Source organism: Listeria ivanovii subsp. londoniensis, from assembly GCF_000763495.1.
Taxonomy (GTDB): domain Bacteria; phylum Bacillota; class Bacilli; order Lactobacillales; family Listeriaceae; genus Listeria; species Listeria londoniensis.
The window spans coordinates 14,789-34,004 of sequence record NZ_CP009576.1; the positions used below are offsets into that span (position 1 = coordinate 14,789).

Genomic DNA, 19,216 nt, shown 5'->3' on the forward strand with positions numbered 1-19,216 from the left:
ACAAAAAAAAGAACCTCTCTATCTGAGTTGATCCCAAAAGTTAGACTTTTTGGGATCACTACAATCAGCTAGAGAAGTTCTTTCTACTTATTTGCTTTCTAAATCATGTACAAACAGTCCACTTAGCAATTTGGGTTCAAACCATGTTGACTTTGGTGGCATAATTTCTGATGCATCAGCCACACTAAGTAAATCATCCATCGTTGGGGGATACATCGCAAATGCAACGGAATGGCTACCATTATCTACCAATCGCTCTAGTTCGTTTAACCCGCGAATTCCGCCAACAAAATCAATTCGCTTATCACGACGAATATCTTCAATTCCAAAAATCGGTGTTAAAATTTGCGTTTGTAAGATGGAAACGTCCAACTGCCCAATTACATCACTTGGTATCACATCACTTTTCGCTGTTAATTTATACCAATTACCATCTAAATACATACCAACTTGTTTTGGTTTTTCTGGTTTGAAAGCCGTTTTCCCAACCTTTTCTAAATCAAAACTCGCACTAATTTTTTCAAGGAAATCCGCTTCAATTGGTACATTAACAACCCGGTTATAATCTAAAATCTCCAGTTGTTCTTCAGGGAAAACGACCGATAAAAAGAAATTGAATTCTGCTTCTGGTCCAGCATTAGGATGCTCCATACGACGCTTCAAGCCGACCTTAACGGCTGATTCTGTCCTATGGTGTCCATCTGCTATATAAAATGTGGGAACCTCTGAAAACGCCGCTGAAAGGGCTTCTAGAATATATGCATCTGTGATAGCCCAAACCTTGTGCTCTACGCCATGAAAACTCTTAAAGTCATATTCAGGTTCATTTTCTTTCACCCATGAATCTACAAGCGTATTAATTGCTTCTTTTCCTCGATAAGTTAAGAAAATCGGACTCGTATTCGCATCGCATGTGTCCACGTGCCGAATTCGATCTAACTCTTTTTCTTCTCGTGTTAATTCATGTTTTTTAATTTTTCCTTCTGTATAATCATCAATTGACGTACAAACAACCAGCCCCGTTTGTGGTCGTCCGTTCATCGTTAGCTGATAAATATAAAATGCGGGATTCGCTTCTCTCCCAAGCCAACCATCAAGTTCAAATTGCTCTAGATTATCAGCCGCTTTTTGATAAACTGCAGGGTCGTAAGGGGAAATATCTTTACTCAAATCAATTTCCGCCTTATCAATATGTAAAAATGAATACTGATTATTATCTCCTAACTCACGCGCCTCATCCGAATTAAGTACATCGTAAGGTAATGAAGCTACTTTCTCCGCCAAATTTTTTATGGGGCGAATTGCTTTAAATGGTCGAATCTTTACCATAATTATCCTCCTTTTTAGTAAAAAAGCATGAATCATCTGGTAATCACCATGAAGTTTCATGCTCTCATTATTTCCCGGGTAATAATTTTTAAACAGTTACACCCAATGGTTCAATAACACGCACACGCAAAACACCTTGAACAGCCAATAAGTCCCGTTTTAATTGTTCCAAATTAGCTTGTGTTTCTTTATCAATATCAATTAATGTATAAGCATATTCATTTTTACTACGATTAGTCATATCTAAAATATTTAAAGAATATTTCCCTAATTCCGTTGTAATCTGTCCAACCATATTGGGAATATTTTGATGACAAATACCAATTCGCGGATGTCCGTTGTATGGCATTTCTACATTAGGGTAGTTAACAGAGTTCTTGATACTGCCAGTCTCCAAATATGCTTGCAATTCTTTCGCAGCCATTTTGGCACAGTTAGTTTCTGCTTCTTCTGTTGATGCCCCTAAATGAGGAAACACATGCACTTTTTTATGTCCTAATAATTCTTTTGTAGCAAAATCAGTAATATATAAACGTAAAAGTCCAGCGCTTAAAGCTTCTTTAATGGAAGTCGTATCCACTAACTCGCCACGTGAAAAGTTTAATAGTACCGCATTATCTTTCACAAGTGAGAGTGTATCCGCGTTAAACATCCCACGGGTTTTATCTGTTAAAGGTACGTGAACAGTTAGATAATCACATGTCGCAAGCACTTCTTCTATCGTCATTGCTCGTTCTACTTCTTTAGAAATCCTCCATGCGGTATCTACCGAAACGAAAGGATCATAACCAACTACATCCATGCCAAGAGCAAGGGCATCATTGGCAACTAATGCACCAATTGCGCCTAAACCGATAATTCCAAGTTTTTTGCCCGCAAGTTCTGTTCCTGCGAAAGCTTTTTTGCCAGCTTCCACTTTTTGCTCAACATCATCAACGGCTGGTAATTCTTTCACCCATTCCGTTCCTTCTAAAATCGGTCTAGCAGAAACAAATAGACTGGCGAGTACTAATTCTTTTACAGCATTCGCATTGGCACCTGGTGTGTTAAATACAACAATTCCTTTTTCAGAGCAACTTTCTACCGGAATATTATTAACCCCGGCTCCTGCTCTGGCAACAGCTTTCACCGTATCTGGAAAATCAAAATCGTGCAGGTTATAACTACGTAGTAAAATCCCATCTGCAGGTTGATTCGCATCAATCACATACTTTTCCAGATCAAATGTTTTTAATCCTTCTTTAGCAATTGCATTAAACGTTTGGATATTAAACACGTACTTCTCCCCCTTTTCGCGCATTCGCAAATTTTTCCATAAAGGTAATTAGTGCTTCCACCCCTTCAAGAGGAAATGCATTGTAAAGGCTTGCTCGCATTCCACCAACAGAGCGATGTCCTTTTAAGTTAACAAAACCATTCGCTTCTGCTTCTTTGACAAAAGCTTGATCAAAATCTGTTGAACTCGTTACAAACGGAATATTTGTAAGCGATCTGGCAGACGGTTCAACTGGTGAAGCGAAGAAATCTGACGCATCAATATACTCATATAGTAAAGCTGCTTTTTTACGATTTAATGCTTCAATGCCAGCAACCCCTCCTTGCTCTTTAATCCATTCAAATACAAGTTTTGCAATATAGATAGCAAAAGTTGGTGGCGTATTGTACATGGAATCATTGTCTGCTTGCACTTTAAAATCAAGCATGGAAGGAAGTCCCTCCACTTGACCAATTAAATCATCCCGAACAATTACTAATGTCAGCCCAGCAGGACCAATGTTTTTTTGAGCCCCAGCATAAATAAGTCCAAATTTTTTCACATCATAGACGCTAGATAAAATATTAGAAGACATATCTGCAACGATTGGTACAGCGGATTCTGGCACATCAAACATCGCTGTTCCTTCGATTGTATTATTTGTAGTTACATGTAAGTAAGCCGCATCACTAGAAACAGGGGGAATTTCAGGAATATAACTGAAATTACGATCTTCGGATGAAGCAATCACTTCCACCTCAACACCCTGCATTTTTTTAGCCTCTGAAATTGCTTTTTTAGCCCAAGATCCAGTGTTTACATAAACTGCTTTTTTCCCATTTGCAAGGTTCATTGGCACCATATTAAACTGTAAACTTGCGCCACCTTGCAAAAATAGTACTTTGTAATTTTCTGGAATCTCCATCAATTCTCGAATTAAACTATCCGCATCGTCCATAATGCTTTGAAATAATTCTGACCGATGACTCAGTTCCATTACCGACATTCCTGAACCATTGTAAGAGAGCAATTCTCTTTGAACCTTTTCAAGTACCGGTACTGGTAATACAGCCGGACCTGCCGAAAAATTATAAACACGTTCCACTCAACATCTCTCCTGTCCATCAAATTTCCCCAAATACATCCAAAAATTTTCACTAGTAATAGTATAATTCTATTTTTACCAGTCAGATATGAGCCTTCTTCGTTAAACTTACTTGTTTTCGAAGTTCTGTTCTTAAGAAATAAAAAAAACGAACCTGTGATATTCCACACAATATTCGGATTTTTCAGCGCTTAAAAGTAAACACTGCCTTTTGTACTTTTGTATATTATAGCAGAAATAGAACTGTTTTTCAGAAAATTTATACTAAATCTCCAAATAAATGTGATGTTTAAAGAAACTGACAAAAAAAAAGAGTGATTAACAGCTGTTTAAAGCCATTCTCACTCTTTCTGTTTTGAAAAAAAGTTCACAAAAGATGTTAACTATTATGTACTTTTTTCCCTAAAGTAAACCAATACACTATAAAAAATACTACTAGCGCAATAATTGCAGTTCGATACATAATCGCATAGGTATAATAAGTAGCTACAATACTAAGACCAAAACTCCCAACAGCCATGCCAATATCCATACCTGAAAGAAAAGTTCCATTTGCCGTTCCTTTGTTATGTGGTGCAGCTCGATCAACAGCAAGTGCTTGAAGTGCCGGTTGCGCCATCCCATACCCTAAACCAAAAAATAGTGAAGCAATAAATAAACTAACTGCTCCGGTTGCAAAGGAAAGAATTAAGATCCCCACAATCATCGAAATCGCTCCCGGAATAATAACAAAACGGTGTCCCTTCGTATCATATAGACTTCCTGCAAACATACGGCTGACAAGTACCATAATTGCTTGTCCAATAAAGTAAACCCAAGTTGTAGTAATACCTATTTCTGTGCCGTAAACCATCATAAATGTTTGAATACCACCAAGCGGAATCGCCATAAGTAAACAAAGTCCAGCAGGTAACAAAGCCGTTTTTTCAAATAGCTTCATTTTTTGATGAACCACATTTTCGGATTTTGGAAGTTTTAATTGCATCATTAATAACAAAATAATTACCATCAACACAAGCGAAAAAGTCACAAGTACATTAAAAGAAAAGTAATTCATAATTAAAATAGCAATAATCGGCGCGAGTGACATACCAAGTGCCGTCGTAAGTCCATAAAAACCAATACCTTCTCCCGTTCTGCTAGGTGGTACAAGTTTAGAGACCCCCGTCGCAATTGACGTTGTTCCAATCCCCCAACCAGCCCCATGGAAAAGCCGCAATATTAGCAATGCGGCAACCGCTGTCGACCAGTAAAAATTCACTGTAGTTAATATTAATATCAAAAAGCCGATAATAATTAATTTTTTCGGTCCAAATTTATCGTTCCAACTTCCTGCAATCGCACGCATAAACAATGCAACAACTGAAAAAAGCCCTACTGCAAGGCTTGCTTCCATTTGAGTTCCACCAAGTTCAATTATTCGTGCAGGTAATGTGGGCATAAAAACCATAAACCCAATATAAAGCATTACACTTCCAATTAATAAAAATATATAGTCCTTCGTCCAAAGTTTTGTCTTGTTTTCCAAATTATATTCCCTCTTTACTCTAAATTAGCAGAAACGCTTTTCAAAATAGCTGTTAGTTGCTCCACATCTTTCTGTGGAATGCCTGCAAATATTTTTTCACAACTAGCTTCCACAATATCTCGCAGCTCATTCGTTTCTATCCGCCCTTTTTCTGTTAATGACAAAAGCGAGATTCGTCTGTCTTCTGTACTTACCTCTCGGACAATAAGTTCCTTCCTAAGGAGTACATCTACAATCCGATTCACGGTTGGTGTATCTTTCTTCGTCCAAAGTGCTATCTCTTTTTGCGAAATTGGTTCATTAGCTTCAATGCCCTCCAAAACAGACCATTGTTCTGGTGTTACATCATAGCTCGCAATTGCTCTCATCAAAAATAAATGCATTTTCTTTGCCGTTGTATTTACACTAAAAGAAACCTCGTCATAGTATCCGCGCATCTCTATCCCCTTTTCTATTGTCGTAACAATAATTGTCATAACAACTATTATACATAATTATCTATAACATTGCAAGAAGAACAGCCATTTTTTTATGACTATCCTTCTATAATAGCTCCACAGCAAGAATGTCTCTAAACTCAATAATATGCTCTCGCCCAACTACATCCTCTAAAATAACTTCTTCTGTTAACATATCTATTTCTATTGGCACCAAATCGAGTTTTTCTATTTCTCCTAAACCTAAAAATGCAGCAGGATATTCAAAAGATGCAAGCTTTAAAGAAGAAACATCTGCTTCATGAAAATAGGTTAGTCGGACAAGCCATGCTCTTTTTTTCGCATCATTTAATGTGATAAAGAAACTTTCTCGTTCTAAATAATCTACTTCTGGCCGACTTGTTAAAAATGCGGCATTCTTTTGTATTGGTAATTGTTCTTTACGAATGGCTGTAACCATAATAATCACCTCTTACATTTATTATACGAACAAACGTTCTAAAAAGCAATTATTTTACTCAAAAGTTTTTTAATAAGCGTCGCAACTGGTTTAGCGCTTACATAAAATATTTCCGACAAAAATACTTGCAAATTAATAAATAGTTGCTATACTTATGTAAGTAAATAACATTAACAAAGGAGTTTTATTTTTATGACTAATACATTTTTAGATTCCATTAAAGTCCGTCGTTCCATCTATGCACTAGACAAAAACGTTTCATTAGAAGATTCCAAAATAGAAGAACTCGTTAAAGACGCCGTAAAATATAGCCCCTCTTCCTTCAACTCTCAAAGTTCACGTGCAGTTATTCTTTTAGGAGAAAACCACAACAAACTTTGGAATATTGTAGAAGATACATTACGCGCTATTGTCCCAGCTGAAAACTTTGCAGCAACTGCTGAAAAAGTTGGATCTTTCCGCGCTGGATACGGAACAGTTCTTTTCTTTGAAGATAATGCTGTTATTGAAGGTTTACAAGAAAACTTTGCTTTATATGCAGACAACTTCCCAGTTTGGGCTGAACAATCTACAGGTATTGCACAACACTCTGTATGGGTTGCTCTTGCCAATGCTGGTATTGGGGCTTCTCTTCAACATTATAACCCTCTAATTGACGATGCTGTTAAAGCTGAATGGGATATTCCTGCAAGCTGGAACTTACGCGCTCAAATGCCGTTTGGTAATATCGTTCAAGAAGCTGGCGAAAAAGAATTTATCGATGATGCTGACCGTTTCCGCGTTTTCAAATAATAAACGTTTCACGTGAAACAAAAAAATTCCGCGACCATTAACTGGTATCGCGGAATTTTTATTTTACTAGACTTCGAAATCTACTTCTTAGCTCTTCACAGCTAACAATGCCAGCAATAGCACCTTTGATTTCTCCATCCACTAGAACGAGTGAATTAGGTATTCCTTTTACATCAAATTGTTGTGCTAACGCTCGTTCTCTATCTACATTAATCTTTACAACTTGAATGTTACCTTCTTCCACCTCAGAAAACTGCTCAAGTGTAGACCAAAAGCAACGGCAAGGAGCACACCATTCTGCCCAAAAATTAAGCAATATTTTAGGATGGCTACTAATAATCTCTTCCAAATTCTCTTCTTTTGCAAAAATAATCGCCATTCATATCCACCTCACATTCAGAATATTCCAAAGTTGTATTGTGGTCAAGTAAAGGGTTCTAGAATAACCATATATCTTGCTTTTTGTTCATTTTTTGACATATTTAAAATGTTTCACGTGAAACATTTTATTTACTATGTAATATTTCTAAAATACGTAAATCAAGCAAACCAGTGTGTTTTACAGTCATATCTGCATTACGAAGACCCGAACCAACACCTACACTAATAATATTTGCTGCATTTATTGCTTCAATGCCTGCTTGAGCATCTTCAATCCCAACAACTTCTGATGGAGTAAGTCCTAACCCACGAGTTGCTTCAATAAAAATTTCAGGATCTGGTTTTGATTTAGTGATCTTTGCTGCATCAACAATATAGTCAAAATTTTGTTCCATTCCTAATGCACTTAAAACTGTACGTGCGTTTTTAGATACAGAAGCAATTGCGCATTTTAAGTTTTGCTTTTTTAGTGCTGCAATCAACTCTTTAATACCTGGTAACACATCTGCAGGTGAAATTTCTTGAAGGAGACTAACATAGAATTCATTTTTATCAGCAGCAAGTGTTTCCAGCTCTTCTTTTGTAAAGTCATTTTCACGGTTATCTTTCTTTAAAATGAGTAGCAGCGAATCCATTCTACTCACTCCTTTTAAATTCTCATTAAATGCTTCATCAAATTCAATCCCAATACTCTCTGCTGTTTTTTTCCAAGCAAGGTAATGATAATGTGCAGTATCTGTGATAACACCATCTAAATCAAATAATACTCCTTTTAAAGCTATTGTCATTAAACTCTTCCTTTCCAAACTGCCGCCACATTTCGCGCGGTTCTTCTTAAATTATTAGGGGTTTCTTTTAGTATTTTTTCTAATGTTGCTGGTTCTGCAATAGATGGGAAGATAGCAGTAATGCCAGCTTTATAAACAGCATCTAAATCTGTCCCTACGCTTCCACAAATTGCAATAACTGGTGTTCCTAATGTCACTTGTTTTGCTACGCCTACTGGTGCTTTTCCTTCCGCAGTCTGCCCGTCCATTTTCCCTTCCCCGACGATAACTAAATCAGCGTCTTCACAAACCGCTTGCATTTGAAGAGCTTCAATAACAAAATCGATTCCAGAGAGTAAATTTGCTTGTAAAAATGTCACGAGACCAGCGCCTATTCCGCCACCCGCGCCAGCACGAGGCATAGTGAGCATCATTGGATTTGCCAGCTGATAAAAATGCGCCATTGCTGCATCCACTTCTTCTAAATCAGATTTCGGTAGACCTTTTTGAGGACCAAAAACAAATGTAGCTCCCTTTTCCCCACATAACGGGTTTTCAACATCAGTAACTACATTAATAGTGATGTTTTGCAACTCAGCTGGAACATTTTTGGCGTTGATTGTTGCAACTTTTGCTAGGTTGGCGCCAATTGGTTGTAGCTTTTGCCCATCTTTATCTAGAAATTCATAGCCAAGCGCACTTGCCATGCCAATTCCGCCATCATTTGAAGCGCTTCCACCAATGCCAATAATAATCTCTGTTGCACCTTTTTGGATAGCATAGAGAATTAATTCACCTACTCCTCTAGTACTGACTTGGAGCGGGTTTCTTTGACCTAAAGGAACTAAATGTAAACCACAAGTTTCAGCCATTTCAATAAGTGCGGTTTTATTTCCATCAGTAAAAGCAATTTCTGCCGGGAGAATATCTCCAAATGGACCAGAAACATTGACTTTCATTTTTGTTGCCAAGAAAGCCTCACTTAAAATCGCTAACGTCCCTTCTCCACCGTCACCAATTGGAAGTAAATGATAATCTGCATCAGGATAAACTTCTTGAAAGCCCTCTTTAATATACTCTGCTACCTCCTGCGCCGTCAAACTTTCTTTAAAAGAGTCCGGTGCGATAACGATTTTCATAAAGACACGTCCTTTTGTTTAAAGTTAATAATTAATTTATCCGTTAATAGCTGCTTTTCCCCTAGGATAATTAATTCTAGCACGCTTTTAGTAGCTTTTGAAATTTCTAGTGTTTCTGATGTAATTTTAAAACTAATTTTTTCGCCTTTCCAGACAAATTCAAAGGCTACCAATTTCCATGCATCTGGTAATTTCGGCGTAATTTGGAGTATTTCAGCGCTTGTATCAATACCTGCAAATCCAAAAATCACAGCCAGCCAAATAGCACCAAGGGATGCAGCGTGGAGTCCGTCATCAGACGAATGTGGTTCTGGCCCAAGATCAATTAAACACGCCTCTTGGAAAAATTGATATGCCTGCTGTCTATCGCCTATCCGATTTTCTACTATTGCATGGATTGCTTTACTTAATGAAGAATCATGGATTGTCCGCTTTTCATAAAAATCTAAGTTCTTCTTCATTGTTTCCATATTAAAAATTGTTGGAAAAAGATAAAATAACATGACCAAATCAGCCTGCTTCAAGATTTGCAATTCATTCACTTCTTGCCGAGAATAGTCCAGTAAAATTCCTTGTGTACCTTGATTTTTCTTATATTTATCCAAATTTATCCAATCTTTTTGAAGAAATGTATCATCTTGCGGAATTATCCCCGTATCACTCGCCACTGGCAAATACAAGTTTGCTAAAAACGCTTCCGCACGTTTTTGGAAGTTTTTATTTTCTTTATTCCAGTCCATAGCTTTTTTCACATTATAGTACGCCATGTAATTAGTATACGTATTATTATCAATATGCTCTGTGTATTCATCCGGTCCAATAACATCCAGTATCTCCAGACGCCCATTACGATTAACAGCCCGACTTATCCAGAATTCAGCTGTTTCTAAGAGCATCTCGGCCCCATAATTTTTCATAAATTGCTCATCTTTTGTTGTTGCTTCATATTCACACACTGCAAAGGCAATATCCGCTACTAAATGATGCTCTGAAATTGCTGAAGCCACCTTTTGGCGTGTTCCCGTCCGAATATTAATTGCTGCAAATTCTGGCGTTTCTTCTTCCCCAGAAAATGCGCTTTCCCATGGATAAAGTGCCCCTTTGTAGCCTTTTTTAATTGCTTTTTCTTTTGCTTCTTTTAAATGTAAATAACGATATTGAAGCAATTGTTTCGCAGTTTTCGGTTGATTATATAAGAAAAATGGTAGAATAAATATTTCTGTATCCCAGAAAACATGACCTTTATAACCTTCGCCAGTTAGCCCCTTCGCCCCGACACTACAACGAATATCATCTTTTGGTGTCATAACCTCTAAATGATAGGTAGCAAAATCCAGCGCAAATTGATCCATTACATTTACACTGTCCACTTGAACTCCAGCAGATTGCCAAAAATCGTTCCAAGCTATATCTGAAGCCATTTTTAGTTCATGATAAGTGGTACTCGGAATTTCTTCATCCAATTTACCAAGTGTTGTATTAACCGAACTTATTTTTTCCAAAGTAAATGTTCCATTGGCCATCACATGTTGTTTTACTTCCGTCATCAACTGGCGGTTTTTAGCAGTGAATATCCCTTTAGCACTTACTTTAGTTGCCACAACAATTCGTTGCTTACTTTCTATCGTCTCATATTCGCCAACCATCAATTCTTCATCAAAAATCCGCATGCTCAACTCTGCTAACTGTTGTGTACCAAAATTTGTTTGTTGCGCATCAATTCCAGTTCGCACTTTCACTACCGCATTATCCGTTAAAGGGGTAATTTCAACTTTAGTTGCAATGAGGTGTTTCGCTACTTTGGAAACAAATCGTCGAAAATTAATCTGATATTTTTTATGTGCGCTATTTTCCCAAGTAATTTTTCTGACTAATTCTCCTGTATTCATATCTAAATAACGTTCATAATGGTGAACTGTTCCCGTTTGCATGGAGAAAATCTCGTCATCAAGTGTCAACTGAAACCGCATAATATCTGGTAAGTTCACTAGTTCCGAACTTGTTGATCCGCTTGGTCGATTGTAAATTCCTGCTACATACATCCCGCGAACTTGCTCTGGATAGTCTTCCTCCAATGCTCCGCGAATACCCAAATAACCATTCCCTATAGTCATTTGGCTTCCATATTTATTTAGATAATCTACTGCAAATTCCTTCTCGATTATTTTCTTCATAAAAAAACACTCTCACCTTTTTCTGCCGATTCGTATAAACTTTCAACAATTTTTTGAATTCTATAACCTTGTTCTGCACCCGCAAGTTGTTCATTTGACAAACCGAGCACGCTATCAACAAAAGCCTTCATACTATTTTCATGCTTATTCTCTTCAAGTGCTCCTAGCTGCTCCAAAAGCTGAAACTCACCTGCATTATCCGTATAAATTTCAGCAGGATACAAACTACCGCCCGCCAAGTCGCCAAAAAAGTCTACATTCAGCACGCTCTCCGGCTTAATATGTAAAGCAAAAGAAGTATCTAACTCAATTAAGCCACCATTTTCCAGCTCAATAAAGCCAAATAAAGCATCTTCTACTGTATACTTCGTTGGATCCCATGAACCAAATGTGCCATGGCTTTTTTTCGTGCCAATTTTTTGGAAACTTTTTGCCGTAACTTTTTTTACTTTTGGAAATCCAAGTACAAACATTGCCGCATCAAGCATATGAATCCCCATATCAATTAACGGTCCTCCGCCTTGCATCTCTTTATTTGTGAATGTGCCCCATCCCGGTACCCCTGAACGTCTAAGCGCAGTTGCTTTTACACAATAAATTTCTCCAAAAAGAGCCGCGTTTTGCTTTAAAAACCGAGCTTCACTTGAAAAACGGTGATGAAAATCATAGGCCAAAATAGTTTTTTTCTGCTCTGCTAAATCCCACATTGCCTTAGCTTCCGACGCACTCATTGCGGGTGGCTTTTCACACATAACTGCTGCCCCATGCGCAAGTGACAACATCACATTATCAAAATGAAACCGATTTGGCGTACAAACACTAACAATATCTAATTGTTCAGCAGCAAACATTTCTTCTGCGGTAGCATAATAACTTTGAAAGCCGTTTTTCACTTGAAATTCTGCTGCACGTTCTTTACTTGGGTCGCAAACAGCAACTAGTTCTAGCTCATCCCTTGTTTTATAATATGCTGCATGAACCTTCTCTGCGACTTGTCCTGCACCGATAATTGCCACTCTTTTTTTCATATCCGAAACTCCTTTTAGAAAAATCCGCCCGCTTGAATTGGGGCGGATTTTCTATTTTAAATTAAACAGCTTTTTAAATGCGCTAATGCGTCTTTGTAAGCTTGCTCAGGATTCTCACTACGAACTCGACATTCAAAAGTTAAAAATCCGTTATAACCATTCTTTTTCAATTGATCAAAACTTGTTTTAAAATCAATGCTTCCGCTACCTGGTTGGTAACGATGGTTATCTGCAACATGAATGTGCCCTATCGAATCTTTATAGGTACGAAGCGCTCCTGGTATGCTGTCTTCCTCAATATTCATATGATAAAAATCAGCAATAATTTCAACATGCTTCAAGTTGTTTGTATCAATATATTTCTGCGCATCACTTAGTAAATTAATCATATGATCTTGATAGCGATTAAGTGGTTCAAGATAAACTTTTGTCCCTGTTTCCCCAGCGATTTTATCTAAGTAAACGAGCGATTCACTCACGGCTTTAAAATCACCTGCTTGAGATCGCGGTGAAACCATTGGCGGTAAACGATACGTGAACATTCCCCATGCAGCCGGAACAACAATTCCTTGCCCGCCAACCTCTTGCAACGCTTCAAGAATGGCTTTAATCTCTTCTAAACCGTTCAACCGACGCTCTTCAATAAAGTCCCCAATCCAACCATCATAACCACCACAAGCTGTTGATACGGGTAAACCTGTTTGCTTGATTGCAACTTTGACTTCTTCCAAATTTTCAACAAGTAATTTACCGTCAATTTCAAAACCTTCAAAGCCCATTTCTTTTACATAAGCAAATTTTTCTTGAATATTTTCCGGGAAAAATGCTTGGTTTTGTGTTCCTAATTTCATTTTCACCACTCCTTATAAAGTAATACCCATTTTAATACTTAAATCGGGTTCTCTATCCACGTATTTCATATAACTTTCCGCTGATTCAGCAAATGGAACTACTGGATCAATTAAATCACTACAATCTAAGTAACCATTCATAAGCAGTTCCCAACAAGTTTCTTCAATTCGCTTGCGGTCCCAACGAGGATAATCAGGGTTAGGTTCACTTGCTGCACGTGAAAAGACAATTTTTGCATTATTGAAATGTGCTTCACGACCAAGATTAAAGCCATCTGGGAAAGGTTTCGCAAAAGCGACATAGGAAATCGTCCCACCATAAGCAATCCCGCGAAGTGCTGCTTGAAGTGCCGCAGAATTACCACTTGTTTCGATAATAGAATCCGCACCAAGTTTACCAGTAAGTCGTTTCACTTCTAAACCAACATCCGTATTAATCGGATCAAAAGTAGCGTCTGCACCGTGTTTCTCTGCAATTTCACGGCGATGGCTAAGTGGGTCTACGCCAATAACAATACTTGCTCCAGCTTTCTTTGCTAGTTGAATCGCAATTTGCCCGATTGCTCCTAGCCCCACAACGACAACATAATCACCCGCACGAACATGGGCATCACGTACACCGCTCATTGCAAATTGGGCCGGATCATAACAAACCGCATTTTTCCAATTCGCTCCTTCTGGCAACTTACGTAGTTTGTAGTTATCGACTGCCTTTACAATCACCGTTTCCATAATTGGCCCGTAAGAACAAACAATATCTCCAAGCTCGTATTCCGTCACTTTACTACCAAGTTCTATAATTTCACCAACAACCATATTCCCCAGCTGGAACTCGCCAAAGACAATACCTCGCGCACTATTTGTTTCACGTGAAACAAATAGATTCCATTCCGGTGAAAATTCTTCATCAATAAAAGGACTAATTCCACGGAAATCCACTACTTCTGTTCCATGTTTAGGAGAGGCAAATTGCACTTTAATTTTCACTTCATCTTCTAAAACTTCCCGGTCAAAATACTCTACTAACTCCGCCACACGCGGTGCAGTTGCAACTAATTTTTTCATTTATATAAACTTCCTTTCTTATCCTTTAACTCCGCCATCAGTTAAGTTTCCTTTAATAAATCTTTCTGAAATTGCGTACATAATAACAACTGGTAGCGCCGTAACAAGCGATGCCGCCATCATTCTACCCCAAATGTAGTCTGGTGTACTAAAGAGTGTGTTAAGTCCAATTGGTAACGTGAATTTCTCTGAGCTTGATAAGAATATCGAAGCAAACAGATAGTCATTCCAAGCAACCATAAAGCAATATACAAATACCGATACAATTCCCGAAATCGCGAGTGGTACAATAATTCGTAAAATAATCTGGAATCGATTCAACCCGTCCATCATTGCCGCCTCTTCAATATCAGATGGAATGGTATCAAAATAACTTTTCAACATAAATACCGCTGTTGGCAATGTTTGGACAACCATCGTGATAATCAAAGCCGTCTCCGTATCATATAATCCCAAGCTCGAAATAATTTTAAACAACGGAACAATCAACAAGATTCCCGAGAACATATAAACTGTGTAAAAACTTGCATTTATCGTCATCCGCCCTTTAAAGCGTAATTTCGAAAGTGCATATGCCCCTAAAATCCCCAAAACAACTGCAATCCCCGCTGCAAAAATAGACACCATCAAACTATTTTTAAAATATGTCAAAAACGGAAAAATATCTGGGTTGAAAATATCTATATAATGCTGAAAAGTGAAATCCTTTGGAAAAAATGTTGGATTTGTAGAAATGGCTTCTTTGCTGCTTTTAAAAGAAGTCATTAACATAATCGCAAATGGGAACAAGGTAATACATAAAAATGCAACCATCGTCACATAAAAAGCGATTTTCTTTGTTCTTTTTGACTTTTTACTACTTACTGCCATTCAAATCCACCCGCTTTCTTGCAAAAATAATCACTACAAAAATAATGACAAATAATATCACAGAAATCGCTGCTGCTTTTCCTAAATCATTGAATGCGAATGCTGTTTTATATAAATAAACTCCAAGGATATTTACTTTATTCGTGAGTAAGTATACATCGGTAAACATATAGAACATCCAAATCGCCCGAAGCGTAATAACTGTTGCTAAAACCGGCATGATTGCTGGCAAAGTAACAATTTTGAATTTATCCCAAATGTTAGCTCCGTCCATATCCGCCGCCTCATAAAGCGACTTATCGACCGTCTGCAAAATCGCCAAAAACGAAATAAATGCATACGGGAAATAACGCCATATCGCAAAAAATGTTACTAAAAAGAAACTAGAAACAGGATTATCAAACCATAGTGGCGCTTCTTTAAATAAATGAAGCACATCCACTGTCATAAAGTTAATTACGCCATAACCATTATTAAACATGTATTTCCATGCAAAAATAAGAGAAATAGAAGGTGTCACATAAGATAAAATAATCAGCGACCGAGCCGTTCTTCTAAACCTAAATTCACGGTTAAAGAATATTGCCACAAGTAGCCCCATCCCAGTGCTTCCGATTACCACAAGCGCTGTATAAGCCACTGTAAGACCCAACGATTTATAAAACTCTGGATCCTTCAAAATATCAATATAATTTTGTAACCCTACAAAGATTGATTTAATATTCGGATTAAGCGGCATATCTAAAAAACTAATCTGGATATTAGAAATCATCGGATATAAAACAAGTGCTGCCAGTAAAACAAAACTCGGTGCAAGTAAAATCATTGCTAACTTAAAATCTGACCTTTTATATACTTTCGTTTTCATAATGCCTCCTTAAATCAAAAAGCGACGTCCTAAACTGTAAAAAAACGGGGAGACACGCATTCCCCCCGCTATTTTATTAATTACCTTCTTCGGCTTTTTTCTGTGCTGCCTTTAAATCATCTGAAACATCGCCGCCACCAACAGTTACATTATTAACCATTTGGGCAATAATTCCTGAACTAGTAATATCTCCCATTTTCGTGAAGTTTTTACCATCCACAAGTCCGAAAACTTGGATATCATTGAAAGAAGCTGCAATTTCATTCGGAAGATCTCCAAACGATTTAATTACTTCATTTTCCTTGTATGCTTGTTGCTCTACTACTTCTTTATTTACCGGTTGAGCACCACCTGGAGACATAAGTACCCATGTTGCCATATTTTCAGGTGCGGATAAGTACTCAACAAATTTTTTCGTTGCTTTCTTTTGCTCATCATCTAAACCGGCAGAAATAGTTAAACCAGAAACGGTGCCATAAACTGCTTTTTCTTTTTCTTCTGGAATCGCAAATCCGATATTAGACGGATCACCTTCTTCATAAACAGATGGAAGAATATACGTAGAGTACATTGCCATTGGAACAGTTCCATTCATAAATGCATCCTTGATTTCCGTTACATCATTAGAACCTGGCATAGTGTAAGCAGAAAGATCTTTGTAGTACTGTAAAGCTTCTTTCATTTCTGGTGTATCAATGGTGATATTACCTTTTTCATCTAGGACATTAGCTTTGTTAGAAAGAGCAAACTGTGAAAATGCTTGTTCACTCATTGTACTTTCGGCTGTTGGAATTGCAATACCGTATTTTTTATCTGCTTTATTCGTGAATTTTTTCGCAATTTTTTCAACATCAGCCCAGCTCTTAGGTTCTTCAAAGCCAGCATCACTTAGCGCTTTTTTGTTATACCAAATCCCTTGAATCCAGCCGCTAAGTGGAGCAGCAATATAGCTTTTACCATCTTCAGAGCGAACTAGATTAGTTGCTCCCTCATAATAGTTATCTTCCCCAACCGAATTGATAACATCTTTTACTGCATCTTGATCAATTAGCTCATCTTTATCCATTACTTTAGCAAAATCTTGACTTACTTCCATTACTGCTGGAAGTTTACCAGAACGAGCAAGCGTTACTACTTTTGTATTAAACGCATCTTCCTCAACAGGAATTTGTTTTACTTTAATTTTTGGATTTTCTTTTTCAAAATCAGCAATTAATTTTTTAATAACATCTAAACGTTCTTTTTCAACGGATGAATGCATAAATTCAATCGTTACTTCGCCGCCACTACTGCTAGAACTTTTCCCTCCACATGCAGCGAGTATCGCACTTAGAACCAACACAACAACAAGTAATCCAAGACTCTTTTTCTTCATTTTTGTTCCTCCCTGTAATTTTTGGTTTTTAGCCAGCAGAATTCATAGCCACTAAGTGTTATGGAATCGCTCCCAGTTATAGTGGAGTTCGTATAAATATTTGTATAAACACCGCTGTCTAGTGAGTACTCTACTTCTTTTTCTGATAAATTATGAATCAATATAAGTGACTCTGCGCCGGATGAACGTTTGATAACAAATAATTCCGCCGGAGAATCGATAACCTCCATCTGTATTTCTGGATGGAAAAGTGATTCCGATTTTCGTACGTTAATCAGTTTTGTTAACGCTTCATAAGTTTCATTTCGAAGTGACCCTTTATCTTCTATTTCAGCTGTAATTTCTGTCAAATTATATTTTTTTCGGTTAATAGAGCGATTTTGACCAGTTTTTGCAACACCGGCAACATCATTTCTACTCCCTAAAATACTTTGAATATATACAGCTGGAACACCAGGAATCGACAGTAGTACTGCATGAGCTACTACAAAGCGGTGTAATCTAGCTAAATCGCTATCCGTTTGTTTACTAAGCGCATCCATATAAGTCACATTAATTTCATAAGGACTTTTAGAACCATCTGGGTTTTGCTTATAGGAAACAAGAGCTCCTTCTCGCTCAAGATCATTCACTAATGCCAAAATCTCTGCTTCTGGGATAATTCCACGAACTGGATTTAAACCGATACCATCATGAGAAGCAAGGAAGTTAAAGAAAGTTCGCTTACCCTCTGGCAACTTAAGATTCCGCGCCCAATCACTTAGGAAAGCTGCATTCCCATGATGAATTGCATGTAATACGAGCGGTGGAAGCGGGAATTGGTATACCATATGTGCTTCTTTTTCACCGTTTCCAAAGTAGCTAATATTATCTACGTGTGGCACATTGGTTTCCGTAATAATAATCGTTCCTGGAGCCGCCATATCCACTAAATCTCTAAATAATTTTACAATTTCATGTGTTTCCTCTAAATGAATCGAGCTAGTTCCAGGTACTTTCCACATAAAGCCCACTGCATCGAGTCGTACATATTCCGCTCCTTGTTCCAAATAAAATAACAAGACATCCACCATCTTATAAAGCACTTCCGGATTCGCGAAATTTAAATCAATTTGATCATCACTAAAAGTCGTCCAAATATACTTTTCTTCCCCTGAAGCAAACTTAAATGGTGTAAGTACAGGAGTCGCACGTGGCCTAGTTACCGAACTAAGGTCTGTATTTGGGTTCATCTCCACAAAGAAATTCGCAAATTCTGGGTCATCCGCCAAATATCGCTGAAACCAATCACTTTTTGCTGACATGTGATTACAAACAAAATCAAACATCAACCGTGCCGATTTTTCCATTTCATGAATTTCCGACCAATCACCAAGTCCCGGATTTACCTGCTTATAATCAATCACAGAAAATCCATCATCCGACGAATACGGATAAAACGGTAAAAAATGAACTAATTCAAAAACTGATTTTAAATAACCATCGTACATTTTCTTAAAACTTGTTAGCATTTTTTCTGCTTCTTCTTGAAACTGGTCCCCATATGTAATTAAAACAATATCTTTCTCATCCCACTTACTCTTACGTGTTAATTTTTGCTGTTTCGTTTCATTTACTCGCGCTTCGATTCTTGTTGCCAAACTGTCTACCACATCTTTCGGATATAATCGCGAAAGTCGTTTTCTTAAATCCGTCATCATCTACCTCCTAACCGGGAGCGCTCCCACAAAAAGAATTATAGTATGGAAAGCGCTTTCTGTCAAACACAATTTCAAAAAAAATTTTTATATGT

18 protein-coding genes are annotated in these 19,216 nt (G+C 37.6%); 1 reads left to right on the plus strand and 17 read right to left on the minus strand.

Annotated elements, in window-relative coordinates:
* Positions 1-87: 87 nt before the first annotated feature.
* From JL53_RS00050 to JL53_RS00075, 6 genes are all read right to left on the minus strand, one after another.
* Entirely contained in the window at positions 88-1,329 is a 1,242-nt protein-coding gene (locus tag JL53_RS00050; protein WP_038406308.1) for a DUF1015 domain-containing protein, read from the minus strand.
* An 88-nt stretch (positions 1,330-1,417) separates the two neighbouring features.
* Entirely contained in the window at positions 1,418-2,605 is a 1,188-nt protein-coding gene (locus tag JL53_RS00055; protein WP_074673768.1) for a phosphoglycerate dehydrogenase, read from the minus strand.
* Positions 2,598-3,689 carry a 3-phosphoserine/phosphohydroxythreonine transaminase gene (gene serC, locus JL53_RS00060; RefSeq protein WP_003721121.1) on the minus strand — a complete coding sequence of 364 codons (1,092 nt, stop codon included), beginning with the start codon at positions 3,687-3,689 and terminating at the stop codon, positions 2,598-2,600. The genes JL53_RS00055 and serC overlap by 8 nt, the downstream gene beginning before the upstream one ends.
* Positions 3,690-4,068: 379 nt before the next feature.
* A complete protein-coding gene (locus tag JL53_RS00065; RefSeq protein ID WP_038406311.1) occupies positions 4,069-5,217 on the minus strand; it encodes a lmo2826 family MFS transporter in 1,149 nt (382 codons plus the stop codon).
* Between the two features lie 14 nt (positions 5,218-5,231).
* Complete coding sequence (locus tag JL53_RS00070) at positions 5,232-5,654, minus strand: MarR family winged helix-turn-helix transcriptional regulator (RefSeq protein ID WP_038406312.1); 423 nt, start codon at positions 5,652-5,654, stop codon at positions 5,232-5,234.
* A gap of 106 nt (positions 5,655-5,760) precedes the next feature.
* Positions 5,761-6,114, minus strand: coding sequence for a hypothetical protein (locus JL53_RS00075; protein WP_003721123.1), 354 nt, complete (start codon positions 6,112-6,114; stop codon positions 5,761-5,763).
* 192 nt (positions 6,115-6,306) lie between these two features.
* On the opposite strand from JL53_RS00075, the gene JL53_RS00080 reads away from it, so the two are divergent.
* Positions 6,307-6,906, plus strand: a complete 600-nt coding sequence (locus JL53_RS00080; RefSeq protein WP_003721124.1) for a nitroreductase family protein — start codon at positions 6,307-6,309, stop codon at positions 6,904-6,906.
* Between the two features lie 58 nt (positions 6,907-6,964).
* On the opposite strand, the gene JL53_RS00085 is transcribed toward JL53_RS00080, so the two are convergent.
* From JL53_RS00085 to JL53_RS00135, 11 genes are all read right to left on the minus strand, one after another.
* On the minus strand, positions 6,965-7,285 hold the full coding sequence (locus JL53_RS00085) for a thioredoxin family protein (RefSeq protein WP_003721125.1): 321 nt from the start codon (positions 7,283-7,285) through the stop codon (positions 6,965-6,967).
* 127 nt (positions 7,286-7,412) lie between these two features.
* Positions 7,413-8,075 (minus strand): beta-phosphoglucomutase, encoded by a 663-nt coding sequence (gene pgmB, locus JL53_RS00090; protein WP_038406314.1) that lies wholly within the window; start codon positions 8,073-8,075, stop codon positions 7,413-7,415.
* Complete coding sequence (locus JL53_RS00095; protein ID WP_038406316.1) at positions 8,075-9,193, minus strand: glycerate kinase; 1,119 nt, start codon at positions 9,191-9,193, stop codon at positions 8,075-8,077. Before JL53_RS00095 ends, pgmB begins: the two co-directional genes overlap by 1 nt.
* Complete coding sequence (locus JL53_RS00100; protein ID WP_038406317.1) at positions 9,190-11,367, minus strand: glycoside hydrolase family 65 protein; 2,178 nt, start codon at positions 11,365-11,367, stop codon at positions 9,190-9,192. Before JL53_RS00100 ends, JL53_RS00095 begins: the two co-directional genes overlap by 4 nt.
* Positions 11,364-12,395 carry a Gfo/Idh/MocA family protein gene (locus JL53_RS00105; RefSeq protein ID WP_003721127.1) on the minus strand — a complete coding sequence of 344 codons (1,032 nt, stop codon included), beginning with the start codon at positions 12,393-12,395 and terminating at the stop codon, positions 11,364-11,366. Before JL53_RS00105 ends, JL53_RS00100 begins: the two co-directional genes overlap by 4 nt.
* 56 nt (positions 12,396-12,451) lie before the next feature.
* Complete coding sequence (locus JL53_RS00110) at positions 12,452-13,246, minus strand: sugar phosphate isomerase/epimerase family protein (protein WP_038406318.1); 795 nt, start codon at positions 13,244-13,246, stop codon at positions 12,452-12,454.
* Positions 13,247-13,258: 12 nt separating this feature from the next.
* The gene (locus JL53_RS00115) at positions 13,259-14,311 is read right to left on the minus strand and encodes a zinc-dependent alcohol dehydrogenase (protein ID WP_038406319.1); all 1,053 of its coding nucleotides are present in this window, start codon (positions 14,309-14,311) and stop codon (positions 13,259-13,261) included.
* An 18-nt stretch (positions 14,312-14,329) separates the two neighbouring features.
* On the minus strand, positions 14,330-15,181 hold the full coding sequence (locus JL53_RS00120; protein WP_003721131.1) for a carbohydrate ABC transporter permease: 852 nt from the start codon (positions 15,179-15,181) through the stop codon (positions 14,330-14,332).
* Positions 15,168-16,049: a carbohydrate ABC transporter permease gene (locus JL53_RS00125; RefSeq protein ID WP_003721132.1), complete on the minus strand. Its 882-nt coding sequence runs from the start codon at positions 16,047-16,049 to the stop codon at positions 15,168-15,170. Before JL53_RS00125 ends, JL53_RS00120 begins: the two co-directional genes overlap by 14 nt.
* 76 nt (positions 16,050-16,125) lie before the next feature.
* Positions 16,126-17,424 (minus strand): ABC transporter substrate-binding protein, encoded by a 1,299-nt coding sequence (locus JL53_RS00130; protein ID WP_038406321.1) that lies wholly within the window; start codon positions 17,422-17,424, stop codon positions 16,126-16,128.
* A complete protein-coding gene (locus tag JL53_RS00135; protein ID WP_003721133.1) occupies positions 17,421-19,121 on the minus strand; it encodes an alpha-amylase family glycosyl hydrolase in 1,701 nt (566 codons plus the stop codon). Before JL53_RS00135 ends, JL53_RS00130 begins: the two co-directional genes overlap by 4 nt.
* Between the last annotated feature and the right edge of the window lie 95 nt (positions 19,122-19,216).